This window comes from Rhodococcus sp. MEB064, from assembly GCF_000834565.1.
Taxonomy (GTDB): Bacteria; Actinomycetota; Actinomycetes; order Mycobacteriales; family Mycobacteriaceae; genus Rhodococcoides.
Genome location: NZ_JXQS01000018.1, coordinates 192,313 through 210,379 on the forward strand (window position 1 = coordinate 192,313; position 18,067 = coordinate 210,379).

An 18,067-nucleotide genomic window follows, 5' to 3' on the forward strand; every position below is an offset into this window, starting at 1 on the left:
TGCCCCCCGTGCATAGACGCTCGTCATGGGCGTGCCCGAAGTCTCCGGACGATCGGGAACGAAAAAGTGCCCGATTGTCGGGATGAATGTGACGGACATAACGTGACGAGCGTCTCAGTAGCGATCGAAAGGCATGCGCATGCAACAAGATTCGACTCTCCTCGATCCGGAACCGACCGCGACCGACCCACTGTTCTCGCCACTCGTGCTCAACACGACACCTGTTCGCAATCGGTTCTATCTGCCGGCGATGCAGCGCGGATCGCGTGGATACAGACCCACCGCGGGAATGGCGGCAACACTCCGAACCACCGCCGAGCAGGGGCCGGGAGTCATCATCACGGAGGGGGCAGCGCCGGAACATCCTGCGGGATACTGGCAGCCGGCGTTCAGCATCCTGGGCCGCGACACCGCCGACGACTGGGGTCTCGTGGTTCGCGAGGTGCTGGGCACCGGAGACGTCGTGGTGCTCATGCAGCTGTGGCACCCCGGAGCCTTGCGCCTCGTCGTCGACGGCATCGAGAACCCCTATCCTGATCATCCCGCGTGGAGCCCGTCGGGCCTCATCCAGGAGGGACGGCCGAACGGTGTCGCCATGACTCGACGGGACCTCGAGGACACCAAGAACGCCTACGTGGACAGCGCCCGGATCGCGCAGAGTCTCGGTGCACACGGGATCGAGCTCCACTGCGCACACGGGTACCTCCTCGACCTGTTCTTGTGGCACGAGAGCAACATCCGCACCGACGAGTACGGTGGCGACACACTTGCCGAGCGCGCAACCTATCCCGCCGAGATCATCGCAGCTATCCGCGCGGCGACAGGACCCGACTTCATCGTCTCGGTGCGATTCTCACAATGGAAGGAAGTGGACTACGGAGCGAAGATTGCGCAGCACCCGGACGACTTCGGACCGTTCCTCGAGCGCATGGAGCAGGCGGGCGCCAACGTCTTCCACATCTCGGCGCGGCGATTCGACACTCCGGGGTGGCCCGAGTTGGACCCGCGCAGGAGCGTCGCAGCATGGGTGAAGGCCATGACCGACCTTCCGGTCATGACCATCGGAAGTGTCGGTTTGTCCACCGATCTGGCGAGCGACGTCTTCGATGACAAGGACCCGCTCCTTCAGGTCGAGGACGACGTCGTCCGAGTGCGTCAGGGCCTGGAGGCCGGCGACTTCGACATGATCGGCGTCGGGCGCGCACAGATATCGAACCCCGACTTCGTCGACCGGGTGCGCCGCGGTGACTACGACGGGCTGCGCGAGTTCAGGAAGTACCGAGACCTCGCCGAGGCGTACGAAAGCTATTCGCACGAGGGTCAACTCGTCGACCAGTCCAGGAAAGGTGACAGCGTCGCTCCTGCCCGCTGACGGCGGCGGAGGCGCTGACCGGTCGACGAGCCGCACCATGGTGTGCGGCTCGTCGATCCGTGTGACGAATACGCGAGAACGTGGCTGCGTTCGCGGTACTGTGCGGACGGATACATGAGGAGGGCCGACCCGTGGGCGTCGACGCAGTCCCCGGTGACGCGTCACCCGTGGACATCATCATGGAGGACATCGCACTCGTACTTCGCGGCGTGTCCGCACCTTCCGAGGAGACCGAGGACTTGTTCCGAAGTCTCGCCTCCGTGCTCACCGAGTTCGACAGGAATAGAAATGTGCCGGTGGTGGGCATCGTCGGGCATGTCGGAAACTACTGGCGGAACTGGCTTCTGGTGATCTCGCGCGTCGGCGCGCTACGCCCCTCGGCCATGCGCCGGCTGCTCGACACGTTGGATCCCACACACCCTCTGTCCCAGAAGATGCTGACCCACAATCTGCGCATGCTCGAGCGTGACGGCATGTACACGCGGACGGTGATCGCCGGCGCGCGCAGGCACGTCGAGTACACCCTGACTCCGCTGGGTTGTGAGTTGTCCGATCTCGTAGTGAACCTGATCGACTGGGGACTCCGGCACACCGATGAGATCGACTGTGCCCGGACGCGTTTCGATCAGACCGCCGAGCACGGCGCACACGAACCGCCCCCGACGTCGTAGTCGGGGGCGGATAGGAGCGTCGGTCAGTGCTCGTACGTGTCCAGATCCCGGTCCTTGCTCTCCTTCGACAGTGCGATGAACACTGCGCTGACGACGGCGAGGCCGATCATGTAAAGGCCCACCAGGAATGTCGAACCGTTCGCGGCGGCTTGAAGAGACACCAGGATCACCGGAGTGAATCCTGCACCCAGCAGCGTGGCGGCCTGGTACCCCAGCGACGCGCCGGTGTACCGCGCGGACGTGCCGAACTGCTCGGCGATGTATGCCGCCATCGGGCCGAACGTCGCGGACTGGACGAGGCTGAAACCGAGCACGAAGGCCAGTGTCACCAGCAGTGCGCTTCCGGAGGACAGCATCGCGAGCACCGGGAAGATCACCACCGCGAACACGCCGAGCCCGGCGAGCATCACCGGTCGACGGCCGACACGGTCGGACAGTCGGGCGAAACCGAGAAGAGCGAAGATTGCCACGAACTGGCACAGGGCGAAACCGAGCAGGACGTCCGACCGGGCCACCCCGGACTTCGTGGCGTGACCGATGGCGAAGGTGGCGAACATGATCTGAATGGCGACGCTGGCCATGCACCCGCCGGCGACGAGGATCAGATTGCGCGGGCGACGGAGAATGCTCACGATCGGCGCGGCCGCACGCGCTCCCGAAGCCTGTGCCGCACTGCGTTCGAGTGCCTCGCGGAACACGGGACTCTCGGAGACCCTGCTGCGAACGAACAGGCCGACGGCGAGAAGGACGGCGGAGAGGAGGAACGGGATCCGCCAACCCCACGCGAGGAAGTCGTCCTCCGGAAGCAGCGCGACGAGAGCGAGGGCGAGGGTTCCCAGCAGCGAGCCGGTCGGTGCGCCTGCGTTGGTGAATGCGGCAGCGAAGCCCCGCCCTCGACCACCGACGTGTTCGAGCGACATCAAGGTCGCGCCACCCCATTCACCGCCGATGGCGATGCCTTGCAGGACGCGGAGCAGAACCAGGATGATCGCTGCCCAGGAACCGATGGCGGTGGCCGGCGGAACCAGTCCGATCAGGAACGACGCCGCGCCCATCACGCTCATCGACACCAGCAGCATCGATTTGCGTCCGTACTTGTCACCGAAGTGGCCGAAGATCGCTCCGCCCAGAGGCCGTGCCAGATAACCGGCCGCGAAGGTGCCGAGTGACGCGATGGTGCCCGCGACGGGTGAGAGGTCGGAGAAGAACACGGGAGCGAAGACGATGGCGGCGGATGTGGCGTAGAGAAGAAAGTCGTAGTACTCGATGGTGCTGCCCAGATAGCTGGACAGAACGACCCGTCTGATCTCGCGGCGTCTCGCGTCGGTCGGTGGAGGCACCAGCGCAGAGTTGTCCGCACCGAGGGTGCGTGGTCGAAGCGGTGTCGGTTCCACGGGAATCGTCATGATGGGTCTTCGGTCCTTCGGTACGGGTGTCGAGGTGGTGTCCGCCGGGGGCGGCCGCTGTGACACGCGGCCACCCCCGGCGGAAGATCGGTCACGCTACAGTGGCGTCGATCTTGTCGTAACGGACTTCGCGAACTCGCTCCATCACCGAGGCGAGCGGCTCCGGCGCGCGTCCGGTGATCTGCTGCACGTGCAAGCTTTGGAGAGCTTGATATCCCTGGGCGAGACCGACTTCCGCGGAGACGAGCTCGTCGCTGGCCCACAGGTGGCCGTCCGGGCTGGGGGGCATGCTCGGGTCGTACGTGCGCGGGATTCCGACCGCGTCGAAGAATGCCAGTCGCTCCTCCTCGGAGACCGGCTTGTACTCGACCGGAGACGAGTGCACGTGCGAGGCCATGGCCGCGATCCGGTGGAAGTCGAGTAGCTCGGGACCGGTGATCTCGTAGATCCGTCCGGCATGCGCCGCCGGGTGCATCAGGCATTGCGCGGCGCAGCGTGCGACATCCTCCTTGGCGACCGGAGCGAACATTCCGTCTCCGGTGGCCTGGGACAGGACGCCCGACGGTACTGCCGGTGCGACGAGAATGTTGCTGACGATCTCCGCATACAGGTGATTCCGCATGAAGGTGTACGTGATGCCGGACTCCCGCAGATCGGCTTCTGTCTGCAGATGATCGATGGCCGACAGCGCGGGGTTGCCCGGCTGCACGCCGCCGACCGAGGTGTAGACGATGTGGCCCACACCGGCGTGCTGAGCGGCGGCAATCGCGGCGCGATGTTCCGACACTCGCCTCCCGAGGTTGAGGCCGCTGATGAGGAAGAGCACGTCCCCACCCACGTAGGCCTCCCGAACCGTCGGCGGGTACTGGTAATCGCTGTGCCGGATCTGCACGGTGTCCGAGGCGAAGTCCGCGAGCTTCTCGGGGGTGCGGGTGGTCAGGATGAGCTCGCGATCGGGGTCGGCGTCGAGGAGCAGGCGCGTCACTCTCCTCCCCAGATCGCCCGAGGCTCCGCTGATGATGATTCGACTCATATGCACTCCTTGTGTGGGCGATGGGACTGTGTCGCACCGCAACCGCGTCCGATGTTGTGACGTGCGCTACATACGACCATCGGTCCACGTGTCCGGTCCACCACCAGAATCATGTGGTCGACCATGCACGCCGAGCATCGTGTGGCATGTGTCGGATGCATGGTCCCGCCCAACATTTCGGCGTTGCAGCGTTCTGACGGGCGTCGCATGCTGGGGAAGCCAGACGTGATCGGGGTCACCGAACCCGACGGACACGTCCTCCCGAACGAAAGAGACCCGACATGACCGCCTTCGCCACCCCCGAGCTCGCAGATCTCGACACCGCCGGCGTATCGGACGCAGAGCTGGTGGCACGCGCCACCGCGCTGATCCCGCTCATTCGCGAACACGCCGCCGACGCCACGAAGAATCGCAAGGTCTCGCCCGAGGTGATCGATGCGATCGCCTCGGCCGGCTTGTTCCATGTGATGGTCCCCAAGCGTTGGGGTGGACAGGGTGCGACGTTCAAGACAGCGTGCGACGTGGTCGCCGAGATCGCCCGCGGCGACGGATCGACCGGCTGGGTCACGGCGCTCACTCTGCTCGCGACGGCCTACGGAGCCACCAACACCACCCAGGCGCAGGACGATGTCTTCGGTGCGAACCCCGGTGCGCGCATCTGCGGGATCTTCTCCCCGGGTGACAAGAGCGAGAAGGTCGAGGGCGGATATCTGGTGAGCGGCAAGTGGCCGTATGCCTCCGGTTCGTTCGCGGCCCAGTGGGCGAGCCTCACCATCACTCTCGAAGGTGGCGCACCCGGTATGGCATTGATCCCCGCCGAGGCGTTCACCATCGAGCCCACCTGGTTCGTCGCAGGCATGCAGGGAACCGGTAGCGACACCATCGTGGTCAAGGATCATTTCGTGCCGGAATACCGCGTCCAGCCGGTCGCCGACATGTTCTCGTCCAAGTTCCGCTCACCGTTCACCGAGGAGCACGTCGCCTCGATGCCGTTCAACGCGGTCGCGGCAGGCATCCTCGTCGCGCCTCAGATCGGTCTGGGCCGTCACGCCCTCGAGCTCACCCGTGAGAAGCTGCCGAAGAAGCCCGTTGCCTACACCGCGTACGGCCAGGCAAAGGACTCGCCGACCCACCAGCTGGGTGTGGCGCGCGCTGCCACCAAGCTCCGTCTCGCCGAGCTGCTGCTCGACGCGATGGCGGCGGACATCGATGGCGCCGCAGAAAAGCACGAGCTGCCGAATCCGGAAATTCTTGCGCGCATCCGCAACGACACCGGCGTGGTCGCCGAGTTGGTCAAGGAAGAGATCGACTACCTGCTCACCGCCAACGGCGCCGGCTCGTTCGCCGACGTCAACGTCCTCGGCCGCGTCTGGCGCGACAGCGAGACGGCTGCGCGGCACGCGCTGGTGACGCCCGAGATCGGCCGCGAGGCCTACGGCCGTCAGCTTCTCGGCAACTACGATCCGACGATCGGCTTGTGAGGACGGTGACCGCCGCCGTGGCGCAGACGTTCGCAGGTCAGGCGAATGCCGAGGACTACCGTCACGTTCTGAGCCACGTGCCCACGAGCGTCTCGGTGATCACCGCGATGACCGAGAACGGTCCGGCGGGTATGACCGTCGGAACCTTCACCTCGGTGTCGCTCGACCCGCCCCTGGTCGCCTTCTACGTCGATCTGGGTTCGACTACCTGGCCGGTCCTGGCCGAGGCGGACCACTTCGGGATCAACGTTCTCGGTGCTCACGCCGGCGATCTCTGTCGCGCGTTCGCCCGACGGGGCGCCGAACGCTTCCTGGGGGTCGAGTGGAGTCCGTCCGGACACGGTGTGCCCTGGTTGTCCGACGCCATCGTCTCGATCGACTGCAGTCCGCACTCGGTGGACCGCATCGGTGATCACCTGCACGTGGTGGGTCGAGTGGAAGCCATCGCGCAGCAGCGTTCCGACGAACCATTGATCTTTCTGCGAGGTGGTTTCGTGGACATGTCGGCCATCGCGGACCGAGGTGTCGACCGATGATCGCCGAGCACGTGGAGATCCGGGTCAGGGAGGGGTGTGCCGGCGACCTCGAGAGCGGGTTCGACGAGATCCGCACTCTGCTGCTGGCCGCACCGGGATGCTCCGACGCGGCGCTCGCCGCCAGCGTCGATCGTCAGGACACGTACCTGCTGACCGCGCGGTGGGCACGGCTCGAGGACCACACCGAGACGTTCGCAGGTTCGGAGTCCGGCGCTCGTGTGCGCCGCATCCTGGAGCCGCTCTGCGCAGAGATGCCGCGGGTGACGCACTACTGCTGCTGAGTCATGAGCCACTCGGCTACTCGCGCCCCTGCCATATATTCACGCTATGGCAGGGGCGCTTTATTGATATTTGTCAAATGGTTGGAGCCGGCGAAGACTGTGTTCCACGCCATAAATTTTCGACCGAGTGAGGATGTTCGCCATGATCGACGTCACTGTTGATTTCGCCCGATGTGATGCCAACGGCACGTGTGCCGCGCTGATGCCCGACGTGTTCCGTATCGGCGACGACGGATTGTTGGTCCAGCTCGCAGAGTCCGTGCCGGACGATCGAGACCAGGACCTCGACGAAGCGATTCTCTGCTGCCCGATGGGAGCGATCTCGCGCTCATGACGACCTCACACGCTTTGGATCCGTTCGCACCCGATTCGCCCACCCATTCCGGTGGCGCAGCCGATGGCCAGTCGGTCATCCGCGGCGAGTACGGATACGCCGTCCTCGACTTCGCGCTCGCGACCACCGTTCTGCGCGACATGCGCTTCGTCAACGCTGCGCTGACGCTCATGGAACAGTTCGGCATCACCGACGGTCCGGTCCACGATTTCCGGGCCCGCAGCCTCATCATGGCCGAGGGCGCACGGCACATTCGGCTGCGGACCCCGCTCGCCCGATTCATGGGCCCGACGATGGTCGAGGACATTCGCGTCGAACTCCGCACAATCCTCGCGGACATCGATCCGGGTGGCCGGTCCGACGGCCCGGTCGACTTCAACGAGACCGTGGCGCGGAAGATCCCGGCGCGGGTCTACTGCCTCCTCGCCGGAGCGCCCGCCGAGGACGCACCTCTGGTCGCCAGGTTGTCCGCGGGCACTCTCGCGCTGCTGCAACGAGATCCGAGTCTGAAGGACTCGATCTTGCAGTCCTACGACGAACTGTTCGCATACCTGACCTCGCTCATTGCACGCAAGCGCGAACAGGGACTGGGCAACGACATGCTCTCGTTCCTCATCGGCCAGGAGATCGAGGGAAAGCTCGATGCCGAGGAGTTGCTGAGCGAGGCGACGGCGATGCTCGAGGCCAGCTCGGTGAACACCTCCCACCAGACTGCTCTCGTCGTGTGGACACTCCTGCGGGAGCGGGAGACGTGGAAGCGCTTGCAGGAGGACCGATCCCTGGTTCCTGCCGCGGTCGTCGAGGCATGCCGGCTCTACCCCCGTCCCGGCATCGTCAGCAAGATCGCATCCGAGGACATCGACATCGCCGGCACGACCGTCCCGGCCGGATCCGATGTCCATGTCGCGGTGTGGTCGGCCAATCGCGATCCCGAACGCTTTCCGAACCCGGATGCCTTCGACATCGATCGTGAACGCGTGCAACCACTGACCTTCAGTACAGGTCTGCACGGATGCCTCGGACAGAGCCTTGCCAAGGTGGAGATGGAGGAGGTGGTGGGCTTCCTGCTCGACCGCTACCCCGATGCGACGGTGGTCGACGAGGGGACACGCATCGGACATGCCGGCGGACGCTGGCTCGTCGACTCGCTCGCCGTCGACCTCGGACCCGCACGCGCCGGCCGATCTGTCGCGGAGGCCACGCCGTGACCGCGGCAGCGCAGACGATCACCGAACACCTTGCGGCGCAGTGGGCAGACACGACGTACGACGATCTCCCGCGCGATGTCGTCGACGCCGTCAAGGACCACATCCTCGACACGCTGGCCGTCGCGCTCGTGGGTGCGAGCACACCCGAGGTGACGGCCGTGATCGACGCGTCCGTGTCGTTCTCGTCCTCGCCCACGGGATCCGTCGTCTGGGGGACCGGACACCGGTTCACCCCCGCGCACGCCGCCCTGGTCAACGGTACTTCGGCGCATGCCCGCGATTTCGACGACGGTGGCGGCGCGGGCCACGCCGGCTCGACGGTGCTACCTGCCGCACTGGCCGTCGGTGAACATGCCGGATCGACCGGGCGACAGGTGATCACCGCGGTCGTCGCGGGTTACGACGTGGGGTATCGCGCACTGCAATCGCTCGGTGGTTTCGCCGCGCACACCGATCGCGGCTGGCACACCAGCGGCACGATGGGCAGCCTCGGCGCAGCCGCAGCGGCGGCGTCGCTTCTCGGCGCCGACCGCGGAGCCTATGCCGACGCTCTCGGGATCGCGGGATCGTTCACCGGAGGTGTGTGGGCGTTCATCGACGACGGTGCGCTGACGAAACGTATCCACCCGGGGAAGGCCGGTGAGACCGGCGTCGACGCCGCGGTCCTGGCCGTCGGAGGCATCACCGGACCTCGGCGCATCTTCGAAGCCGAGTGGGGCGGCCTGCACTCGGTTCTCGCCGACGGGATCGGCCATCCCGAGCGCGCACTGCGGGATCTGGGTGTCGACTTCAACGTCGCGACCTCCTATCTCAAGCCGTACGCGTGCTGCCGCGGGAGCCACTCCGCCGTCGACGCGGTGCGGAGGTTGATCGCCGAACGCGGCCTCGGTCCGGAGAACGTCCGGTCGGTGACGATCACCGCCGGCACCACCGCGGTGAACATGCTGTCGGTCTCGCCGATCGAGAACGTCTTCGACGCCCAGTTCAGCCTTCCTTACGCTGTCGCTCTCGCGCTGTGTGGCAGCGACCTCGGGCTTGCCGACTACGACCCGCCCCGTCACGGCGAGGCACGGATCGCCGATCTTCTGACGGCGATCTCGATGGAGGCGGACGACTCCATCGAGATCGAGGACGGTCCTCGGCTGTCCTTCGTGCTCACCGACGGCGAGACGATCACCGTGGACGCCGGAAACCCCACCGACGCACGCGGATCCGCGGTGCGCCCGCTCTCCCACGACGAGGTCGTCGCCAAGGCTACGTCGGTGCTCCGCCCACTGGGCGGGGACATTGCGTCTCGCCTGGTCGCTGCCGTGGAGAACCTCGACGACGCTCCCTACCTCACCGAACTCCTCGCCGTGCTGGCGGCCGAAAGGGTACCCACATCATGACCACGCCCGAGACGATCGCGCGGACCGAGGTGATCTCGGCCGAACCGGTCGAGTCGATGGCCGCACTTCTCGACATCGACGTTCCCCACGCACTCGGTGACACCGTGCCGCCGATCTGGCACTGGCTGCACCTGCTTCCTCGTGACCCGCAGGCAGATTTGGGTGAAGACGGACACCCGCTGACGGGGATCCCGGCACCGCCCGGTGGTGGTCGCCGACGCATGTTCGGAGGAGGTCGCGTGACGACCTTCGGGGAACTGCGGATCGGCGAGTCCGCGACGAAGGTGACCTCCATCGCGAAGTCGGTGGACAAGGTCGGCCGAACCGGCGCGCTGACGCTCACCACCGTGCTTCAGGAGATCACGCAGAACGGCGAACTGGTCATTCGCGAGGAACAGGACATCGTCTACCGGGAGGGTGGTTCTGCGCCCCTTCCGACACCCGCTCCTGCGGTCGATCCGCTGCCTGAGCCGTCGCTGTCCCTCACGGTGAACGAGGCGCTGCTGTTCCGGTTCTCGGCGTTGACCTACAACGCGCACCGCATCCACTACGACCTCGACTGGTGCCGCCGAGAGGGATACGACGGGCTGGTGATCCACGGACCACTGCTCGCGTTCCTGATGGCCGATCACATGCGTCGCCAGGGAATCTCGCTGCTGAACCGGACGTTCGGGTACCGACTGGTCTCACCGATGACGCGGCCGCAGACAGTCACCGTGACCCCCGATGCCGACGGTCTCCAGGTCGGCGCCGAAGCGCGCAGCGCCGCGGGTGTCGTGTGCGCGGTGGGCACGCTGTCCGACGGGCCGCAGCGATGAGCGCCGAGACCGACGTTCTGATCGTGGGCGGGTCCGTGGCTGCGGTCCGTGCGGCCGAGGCGATCTCGCGGCATGCGCCTGCTGTTCGAGTGACGATGGTCAGCGACGAGCCGCACCTACCGTACGAGCGGCCACCACTGTCGAAGACCGCACTCGACGGCACCCTCGACCTTTCGGGCCTGACCTACCCCTCCGTCGCAGGTCTACGCGAGCACGGAGTGGAGTTCGTGACGGATACCCGAGTCACCTCTCTCGATGTCGAGGACCGCACGGTCTCCACGACCGCCGGTGACATCACGTACGGCGCAGCGATTCTGGCCACCGGATGCGAACCGATCTTCCCGCCGATGTTCCGACAGCTCCCCGACGTGTTCGTGCTGAGGCGCTTCCAGGACGCTGTCGCCCTCCGCGCCGCGGTGGCGGATCGACGAAAGTCGGTGGCCGTCATCGGGGCCGGCTTCATCGGTGGGGAATTCGCCGCCACGCTGGCGACGGTCGGACGACCCGTCACCATCGTCGATCTCGCTACGAAACCTCTGGGCCGGTTCGGGGACCCGGTGGCTTCCGAATACGCCGCGCTGCATCGAGATTCCGGTGTGACGCTCGTACTCGGGGACGCGGTGACCGGAGTGGAGGACGCCGAGGCCGGCAGAGTGCTCCGCCTGGCCAGCGGTGCCACCGTCCCGGCCGATGTCATCCTTCTCGGCATCGGCGTGCGACCGTCCACCGGGTGGATGGAGAACTCGGGACTGACGCTGGACAACGGTGTGGTGTGCGACTCGACGCTGCGTGCGGCGGACGGTGTGTACGCGGCCGGCGACGTGGTCACCTGGCCCAACGGGCGCTTCGGTGCAACCATGCGCATCGAGCACTGGACCAATGCGGCCGAGCAGGGACGCGCAGCCGGAATCAACGCGGCCAACGCCGTGACGGGTCTTGCCCCGATCGACTGTGTCACGGTCCCCTATTTCTGGTCCGACCAGCACGGTGTGCGCATCCAGTTCTCGGGATTCCTCCGAGGTGACGAGGAGATCATCGAGTGCCCGGGTCCGGGCGGATCCCTGTACCTGTACGCCGGCGGCGACACGCTCCACGGTGTGCTGGCATTCGAGCGGCGCGCCGAGTTCGTGAAGATCCGGGCGATGCTCCGTCGTGAGACGACGGTCGGCGCGGCCCGTGACATCCTGTCCGTCGGAGCCTGACCGTGTCAGTCCGTCGACCGCTGCGCCGCCGAACTGCCGTCGCCGCGGCGATGAAGTACATCGACGAACTGTGCGGCGACAGGGGTGATGACGCCTCCCCTCCGGGTCACGACGCCGAGCGGCAGATCCGGCCAGCCACCCTGCACCTCGACCGCCACCACGCCCGGATGATGCTCTGCCAGAACGGTACTGATGACGGAGATTCCTACGCCTGCGGCGACGAGACCTGCTGCGGTCTCGACGGTGGGGACGGATACGACCGACTCCGGGCTGCCGCCGACGGCGGCGAATCTGTCGTCGATCAGTCGGGACAGGCTACGTGCCCCTGGCACCCGGGACGGAAGTATCCACCGCTCGCCCCGCAGTTCCTCGAGAGCAACCCGCTTCCGTGCGGCGAGGGGCGACGACCCCGACACCACCAGCGTCAGTGGCGAGTGCGCGATGATCGTCGTGTCGAAGGCGACGTCGTTCACCGTGGGCAGTGGTTCTTCCACCAGGACGGGAACGACGGCAAGATCGAGGTAGCCGTCCGCCAGGTTCTCGAGCAGAACCAGAGGATTGGCGTCGGCGAGTTCGAACGTGATGCGCGGATACTCTGCCAGGAAGTCGGATACCGCGCTGTTGACCATGTGCCACAACCCGATCGGTTCCGCGCCGATACGGAGTTCGCCGTCCAGTCCCTGCCCCATGGACCTGAGCGCCGCCGTGATGCGCTGCTCCTCGGCCACGAGTCGCCTGCCCGCGTTCTGCAGGTAGCGCCCGGCGTCGGTGAGGGTCACGCCGCGCGGATGGCGCTCGAGAAGCCGGACGGCGAGCTCGGACTCCAGTTTGGTCATCGCAGAGCTGAGCGGGGGCTGCGACAGATGCAGGATACGTGCCGCCTCGGTGATGGATCCGGCATCCGCAACGGCGAGAAAGTAAGTGACGCTCCGGATGTCCATGCGCCGAGTGTATGGCAGGGCCACCGCAATGGTATTGGCCTTTCGGGGACGAGTGCAGGATCGTGAACAACCAGGCGAGTGATGGAGGAACAGTGTCCGAAGATCAGCAGGTGACAGTGATCGGGGCCGGCCCGACGGGGCTCCTGACCGCCCTCGGCCTGGCTCGACAGGGCGTCACGGTCACGGTCGTCGAGCGGGCGCCGGGTCTGCAGGACACACCGCGGGCCATCGTGTACCACTGGTCCACCCTGGACGGCTTGGCGCGACTCGATCTCCTCGACGACGCCGGTCGTGCCGGATTCTTCAAGCAGGACTACGCCTATCGAGTCCGTGCCACCGGCGAGATCATCTCGTACGGACTCGCGGCGCTCGACGGGAAGGTCGAGAGACCCCACAACCTGCACCTCGGTCAGGGCGCCCTCGCCGCGGTCGTACTCGGCAGACTCGAGGCCTTCGACAACGTCCGGGTGCTGTGGGGCCACGAGGTCACCGCGATCGAGCAGGACGCGACCGGAGTGAACGTCACGGTGCGCGGTGCCGACTCGGAGGAAGTCCTGCGCTCGGAGTGGCTCGTCGGTGCCGACGGGGCCGGATCGGCCGTCCGGCGACTGTCGGGACTCGAGTTCGAGGGTATGACATGGCCGGAACGGTTCGTCGCCACCAACATTCGCTTCCCCGACGACCGTGAGGGATGGGCGCAGTCCACCTTCTACCTCGACGACGTGTACGGCGCGATCATCGCCAAGATCGACGAGTCGGGTGATCACGGGCTGTGGCGGTACACGTACATGGAGGACGCGGATCTTCCCGCGGATTCGATCGACGACCGCATGCCACGCTTCCTGTCCGCGGTATTCGGGCACGAGGTGGCCGACCGGATCGAGGTCGTCGCCACGTCCCCGTACCGGATGCATCAACGCGCCGCATCCGCCTTCCGGGTGGGCCGGGTGCTGCTCGCCGGTGACGCCGCGCACGCGACGAACCCGACGGGTGGACTCGGGCTGACCATGGGCTTGTTCGACGCCTACTCGCTCATCGAAGGTCTGGGTGCTGTCGTCACCGGTCGAGCGAGCGACGACGTTCTCGACGAGTATGCGCGACAACGACGGTCGGCCTTCGTCGACAAGGCGAGTCCGCGCGCATCGTCGAACAAGAAGCTGCTGTTCCACTCGTCCGATCCCGTGCAGCGAGATCGGGATCTGGACATGTTCCGCCGGATGTCGCGGGACCGCGAGTTCGCGGCCGACGTCCTGTACTTCACCAAGACCCTCGAAAGTCCGTCGCTGCTCTCCGTGTAGCGCGACCACCACCCGAAACGAAGGTGTACCACCATGAATCCTCTCGACGGACTCACGATCGTGTCGCTGGAACAGGCCGTCGCGGCGCCCTTCGCCACGCGGCAGCTCGCTGATCTCGGCGCCCGCGTCATCAAGATCGAGCGACCCGGCGTGGGCGACTTCGCCCGTGGCTACGACGAGACCGTGCACGGGCTGGCCAGTCACTTCGTGTGGCTGAATCGTTCGAAGGAATCCGTGGCGCTCGACCTCAAGTCGGACGAGGGGCGTGCGGCGGTCCACGCGCTCGTCGGTCAGGCCGACATCTTCGTGCAGAACCTCGCCCCGGGTGCTGCCGAGCGGCTGGGGCTCGGTGCCGAGGATCTGCGTGCCCGTCACCCCCGTCTCATCCACGTCTCGATCTCCGGGTACGGACGCGGCGGACCGTACTCGTCGAAGAAGGCGTACGACCTGCTCGTGCAGTGCGAGGCCGGTCTCGTCTCGATCACCGGAACGCAGGACGAGCCGTCGAAAGTCGGAATCTCCATCGCGGACATAGCATCCGGGATGTACGCCTACTCCGGCGTCCTGACCGCGGTGATCCGCCGCGACCGCACAGGTGAGGGCGCCACCATCGAGGTGTCCATGCTCGAGGCGCTCGCCGAGTGGATGGGGTTCCCCCTCAACTACGCCATGTACGGCGGATCGTCCCCGTCGAGGACCGGCGCCAGGCACGCGGCGATCGCCCCGTACGGGCCCTTCACCTGTGGGGACGCGAACGAGGTATTCCTGGGTATCCAGAACGAGCGCGAATGGGCGACGTTCTGCGACGTCATCCTCGACACCCCGGCGCTGGCACACGACCCGCGGTTCCTCCGCAACTCGAGCCGGGTCGAGAACAACGCCGAGTTGCGCAGTGCCATCGAGGCCGTCTTCGCCTCCGACACAGCGGAATCGGTGGCGGAGAAATTGGAGCAGGCGGGTATCGCGAACGCGCTGCTGCGTACGATGGACGGCCTTGCGGCGCACCCGCAGCTCGCCGCCCGAGATCGGTGGCGGACCTACGATTCGCCGGCCGGCCCGCTGCGTGCGCTGGTACCGCCGGTCACGATGTCGGACGCGGCGCCGGTCATGGGCGCAATTCCCGAGGTGGGCCAGCACACCGACTCCGTGCTCGCGGAGTTCGGCATCGCGTCACCGGTCGCAACCGGTGCGTGACGTGAGGCCCGATCGACCGTCGGTCGACCACGCCTCCACATTCCTCTTCGTTCCCGGAGATCGCCCCGAGCGGTTCGACAAAGCCGCGCGCGCCGGCGCCGACATGGTCATCCTCGATCTCGAGGACGCCGTGGCAGAGGAGGCGAAAGCCGCAGCGCGCACACACGTGGTGCGCTGGCTGTCGGAGGGCGGAATCGGCTGTGTCCGGGTCAATGCCGTCACGAGCGATCATCACCACGACGACATCGAAGCTCTGTCCGACGTTGCGGGCCTGTGCAGCGTGATGGTTCCGAAGGCGGACGTCACCGTGGACTGGGCCGGAATCGAGCGGAGCGTGCGCGGACAGGCCGTCGCGCTGGTCGAGACGGCCGCGGGCCTGGACTGCGCGGCTGCTCTCGCGCGCGACCCGGACGTGGCGCGGCTGGCGTTCGGCCACCTGGACTACGCCGTCGATCTCGGCGCCGAACCGTCTCGGGCGGCGATGATGCACGCCCGGTCCCGGTTGGTCCTGGCATCGAGAGTGGGCGGCAAGCCCCCGCCGATCGACGGAGTCACCACAGCGCTCGGCGACGTGAGTGCTCTCACCGACGACATCAGGCATGCGCAGGAGATGGGTATGGGCGGCAAACTCTTGATTCATCCGTCGCAGGTCGACCCGGCCAGGCGCGCGTTCGCGCCCTCCGACGATCAGGTGGAGACCGCGCGCAGGATCGTCGCGGCTGCCCTGTCGGGGGCTGCCGTGAAGGTCGACGGGTTCATGGTGGACGCGCCAGTGCTTGCTCGCGCTCACCGCGTCCTGCACTCCGCCGGCGTGGCTTCCGCGCCGTCTTCGGCCGGATAGCGCGAGCGCCGGAACTGCAGTGATACGCCGCAAGCATGGTGGCCGGGAACATCCTGGCATTGCAGCGACTGTGTGCCGGCGCACAGACTCGACAGTGACCGGAGTCTCACTCCACGGTCGTCGCCCTTCGTTCCGAGTACCGAGGAGAATCCCTGATGTCCGTCACCGTCGACAGGCCGAGCAGTCTGGATCGCACCCGCTTCTTCATCGACGGCGAGTGGGTCGATCCCGTGCGGATCGAGCTGCGGGACCAGATCGAAGCAGCCACCGGTGAACGCCTCGGCGTCGCTGCTCTCGCCGGCGAGGCCGACATCGATCGCGCCGTCCGCGCGGCCCGTCGGGCACTGGACGAAGGCCCGTGGGGCCGCACCACCGCGGCCGAGCGCGCCACCGTGTTGCGCGCCTTCGCCGACGCCCTGGACGCGCGAGCCGGAGACACGGCCACCCTGGTCAGCCGCGAGAACGGCATGATTCTCGGTCTGTCGCACGCACTCAACGGCGGTGCGCCCGGAGCGTTGCTGCGGATGTACGCCGACATCGTGGAGGCGCTTCCGCTCGAGTCGGTGCGACCGAGCCAGGCGGGTTCGACCATCGTCCGTCGTCTCCCTGTCGGTGTTGTCGGCGCGATCGCGCCGTGGAACTTCCCGCAGGCGCTCGCGATGTTCAAGATCGCGCCCGCTCTGGCCGCAGGATGCACCGTCGTTCTCAAGCCCTCGCCCGAAACTGCCTTGGATTCCTACGTTTTCGCCGATGCGGCCCTCGAGGCCGGCCTCCCGGCGGGTGTCCTGAACATCGTCCTGGGCGACCGTGACGCGGGTGCCGCACTGGTGTCGCACCCGCTGGTCGACAAGATCGCGTTCACCGGTTCCACCGAGGCCGGACGCATCATCGGTCAGGAGTGCGGACGACTGCTTCGGCGGTCGACGCTGGAGCTCGGTGGCAAGTCCGCCGCGATCGTCCTCGAGGACGCCGACATCGACACGGTGCTCGCGGGTCTCGACAACGCGTCGTTCCTCAACAACAGCCAGACCTGCACCACACAGTCGCGGATCCTCGTCGCCCGGTCGCGGTACGAGGAGGTCGTCGAGGCCATCGGACACTTCGCCGACTCCTACGTGCTCGGTGATCCCCTGGACGCCGCCACCACGATGGGCCCGATGGCTACCAGCGGCCATCGCGACAAGGTGTTGGGGTACATCGACATCGCCAAGAACTCCGGTGCACGCCTCGTCGCGGGCGGCGAGCGCCCTGCGCATCTCGATCGCGGCTGGTTCGTACAGCCGACGGTCTTCGCGGACGTCGACAACGGCGATCGCCTGGCGCGGGAAGAGGTGTTCGGCCCCGTGATGGCACTGATCCCGTTCGAGGACGACGCCGACGCCGTTCGGATGGCCAACGACAGCAACTACGGGCTGGGCGGTTCGGTGTGGAGCGCCGACGAAGACCGGGCGTTGGCGGTAGCCCGTCAGGTGCGCACCGGGACGATCGGTTTGAACTACTACACACTGGATCTGGGTGCACCGTTCGGCGGGTTCAAGGATTCCGGCCTCGGACGCGAACTCGGTCCCGAGGGGATCAACGCGTACCTGGAGTACCAGTCGGTCTACGCTTCGACGCGCTACCTCGACGCATGAGCGGCCAGTCGCCGGCCGATGTCGTGACCGCATACTTCGCCGGGGTCACCGCCGGTGATGCCGGCGCGGTCACCGCACTCTTCGCACCCGACGCGGTACTGAGCAACGCCGCCGGCACCCTCACCGGATCCGCAGCTATCGGGCGGATGTACGAGGGTGGGCTGAACGGCACCACCACGATGCGTCCGTCGCCGCGTCGTCTGCTGGTCGACGGCGACGACGTCGCCGTTGAGATCGACCTCGACGTGAACGGCAATGTCGTCGTCCTCGGCGACTTCTTCACGGTGCGCGACGGACTGATCACCTCTCTGGCGATCTACAGCCTCACACCCGCCGGAGGACGCCTGCTCGACGACGTCGGGGTCGATCCCTCCGCACCGACGACGTGACTCGGTCACCACTGACTCACTCACCACTACAGGGAGATTC

Annotated in this window: 18 protein-coding genes; 15 read left to right on the plus strand and 3 right to left on the minus strand. The window is 66.7% G+C overall.

All coding sequences use genetic code 11. The features are described 5' to 3' along the window. Nucleotides 1-133: 133 nt before the first annotated feature. Together RU01_RS10270 and RU01_RS10275 are read left to right on the plus strand one after the other, a co-directional pair. On the plus strand, nucleotides 134-1,372 hold the full coding sequence (locus RU01_RS10270) for an oxidoreductase (protein WP_052493220.1): 1,239 nt from the start codon (nucleotides 134-136) through the stop codon (nucleotides 1,370-1,372). Nucleotides 1,373-1,503: 131 nt separating this feature from the next. After that, on the plus strand, nucleotides 1,504-2,043 hold the full coding sequence (locus tag RU01_RS10275) for a winged helix-turn-helix transcriptional regulator (protein WP_231568663.1): 540 nt from the start codon (nucleotides 1,504-1,506) through the stop codon (nucleotides 2,041-2,043). 23 nt (nucleotides 2,044-2,066) lie between these two features. Here RU01_RS10275 and RU01_RS10280 read toward each other — a convergent pair whose 3' ends face one another. Both RU01_RS10280 and RU01_RS10285 read right to left on the minus strand, forming a co-directional pair. Continuing rightward, the gene (locus tag RU01_RS10280) at nucleotides 2,067-3,449 is read right to left on the minus strand and encodes an MFS transporter (protein WP_082043018.1); all 1,383 of its coding nucleotides are present in this window, start codon (nucleotides 3,447-3,449) and stop codon (nucleotides 2,067-2,069) included. A 91-nt stretch (nucleotides 3,450-3,540) separates the two neighbouring features. Then, a complete protein-coding gene (locus RU01_RS10285) occupies nucleotides 3,541-4,482 on the minus strand; it encodes an NAD(P)H-binding protein (protein WP_042574425.1) in 942 nt (313 codons plus the stop codon). Between the two features lie 281 nt (nucleotides 4,483-4,763). On the opposite strand from RU01_RS10285, the gene RU01_RS10290 reads away from it, so the two are divergent. The 8 genes from RU01_RS10290 (at nucleotide 4,764) to RU01_RS10325 (ending at nucleotide 11,730) form a co-directional block, all read left to right on the plus strand. Beyond that, nucleotides 4,764-5,963, plus strand: a complete 1,200-nt coding sequence (locus RU01_RS10290) for an acyl-CoA dehydrogenase family protein (RefSeq protein WP_042574426.1) — start codon at nucleotides 4,764-4,766, stop codon at nucleotides 5,961-5,963. Next, the gene (locus RU01_RS10295; RefSeq protein WP_231568664.1) at nucleotides 5,960-6,499 is read left to right on the plus strand and encodes a flavin reductase family protein; all 540 of its coding nucleotides are present in this window, start codon (nucleotides 5,960-5,962) and stop codon (nucleotides 6,497-6,499) included. The genes RU01_RS10290 and RU01_RS10295 overlap by 4 nt, the downstream gene beginning before the upstream one ends. Next, complete coding sequence (locus RU01_RS10300; RefSeq protein ID WP_042574427.1) at nucleotides 6,496-6,780, plus strand: antibiotic biosynthesis monooxygenase family protein; 285 nt, start codon at nucleotides 6,496-6,498, stop codon at nucleotides 6,778-6,780. The genes RU01_RS10295 and RU01_RS10300 overlap by 4 nt, the downstream gene beginning before the upstream one ends. A 142-nt stretch (nucleotides 6,781-6,922) precedes the next feature. Further along, nucleotides 6,923-7,114, plus strand: coding sequence for a ferredoxin (locus RU01_RS10305; protein WP_042574547.1), 192 nt, complete (start codon nucleotides 6,923-6,925; stop codon nucleotides 7,112-7,114). Next, entirely contained in the window at nucleotides 7,111-8,322 is a 1,212-nt protein-coding gene (locus RU01_RS10310; protein WP_042574428.1) for a cytochrome P450, read from the plus strand. Before RU01_RS10305 ends, RU01_RS10310 begins: the two co-directional genes overlap by 4 nt. Next, entirely contained in the window at nucleotides 8,319-9,710 is a 1,392-nt protein-coding gene (locus tag RU01_RS10315) for an MmgE/PrpD family protein (protein WP_042574429.1), read from the plus strand. The genes RU01_RS10310 and RU01_RS10315 overlap by 4 nt, the downstream gene beginning before the upstream one ends. Then, nucleotides 9,707-10,528: an FAS1-like dehydratase domain-containing protein gene (locus RU01_RS10320; RefSeq protein ID WP_042574430.1), complete on the plus strand. Its 822-nt coding sequence runs from the start codon at nucleotides 9,707-9,709 to the stop codon at nucleotides 10,526-10,528. The genes RU01_RS10315 and RU01_RS10320 overlap by 4 nt, the downstream gene beginning before the upstream one ends. After that, nucleotides 10,525-11,730 (plus strand): NAD(P)/FAD-dependent oxidoreductase, encoded by a 1,206-nt coding sequence (locus RU01_RS10325; RefSeq protein WP_042574431.1) that lies wholly within the window; start codon nucleotides 10,525-10,527, stop codon nucleotides 11,728-11,730. The genes RU01_RS10320 and RU01_RS10325 overlap by 4 nt, the downstream gene beginning before the upstream one ends. A 5-nt stretch (nucleotides 11,731-11,735) precedes the next feature. On the opposite strand, the gene RU01_RS10330 is transcribed toward RU01_RS10325, so the two are convergent. Beyond that, the gene (locus RU01_RS10330; protein ID WP_042574432.1) at nucleotides 11,736-12,671 is read right to left on the minus strand and encodes a LysR family transcriptional regulator; all 936 of its coding nucleotides are present in this window, start codon (nucleotides 12,669-12,671) and stop codon (nucleotides 11,736-11,738) included. Nucleotides 12,672-12,763: 92 nt separating this feature from the next. Between RU01_RS10330 and RU01_RS10335 the strand changes: the two genes are divergently transcribed. From RU01_RS10335 to RU01_RS10355, 5 genes are all read left to right on the plus strand, one after another. Beyond that, entirely contained in the window at nucleotides 12,764-13,969 is a 1,206-nt protein-coding gene (locus tag RU01_RS10335) for an FAD-dependent oxidoreductase (RefSeq protein ID WP_042574433.1), read from the plus strand. A 33-nt stretch (nucleotides 13,970-14,002) separates the two neighbouring features. Beyond that, on the plus strand, nucleotides 14,003-15,163 hold the full coding sequence (locus RU01_RS10340; protein ID WP_042574434.1) for a CaiB/BaiF CoA transferase family protein: 1,161 nt from the start codon (nucleotides 14,003-14,005) through the stop codon (nucleotides 15,161-15,163). A gap of 1 nt (nucleotide 15,164) precedes the next feature. Continuing rightward, nucleotides 15,165-16,004 carry an HpcH/HpaI aldolase/citrate lyase family protein gene (locus RU01_RS10345; RefSeq protein ID WP_231568665.1) on the plus strand — a complete coding sequence of 280 codons (840 nt, stop codon included), beginning with the start codon at nucleotides 15,165-15,167 and terminating at the stop codon, nucleotides 16,002-16,004. Between the two features lie 155 nt (nucleotides 16,005-16,159). Further along, nucleotides 16,160-17,638 (plus strand): aldehyde dehydrogenase, encoded by a 1,479-nt coding sequence (locus RU01_RS10350; protein ID WP_042574436.1) that lies wholly within the window; start codon nucleotides 16,160-16,162, stop codon nucleotides 17,636-17,638. Continuing rightward, complete coding sequence (locus RU01_RS10355; RefSeq protein WP_042574437.1) at nucleotides 17,635-18,027, plus strand: nuclear transport factor 2 family protein; 393 nt, start codon at nucleotides 17,635-17,637, stop codon at nucleotides 18,025-18,027. Before RU01_RS10350 ends, RU01_RS10355 begins: the two co-directional genes overlap by 4 nt. Nucleotides 18,028-18,067: the final 40 nt, after the last annotated feature.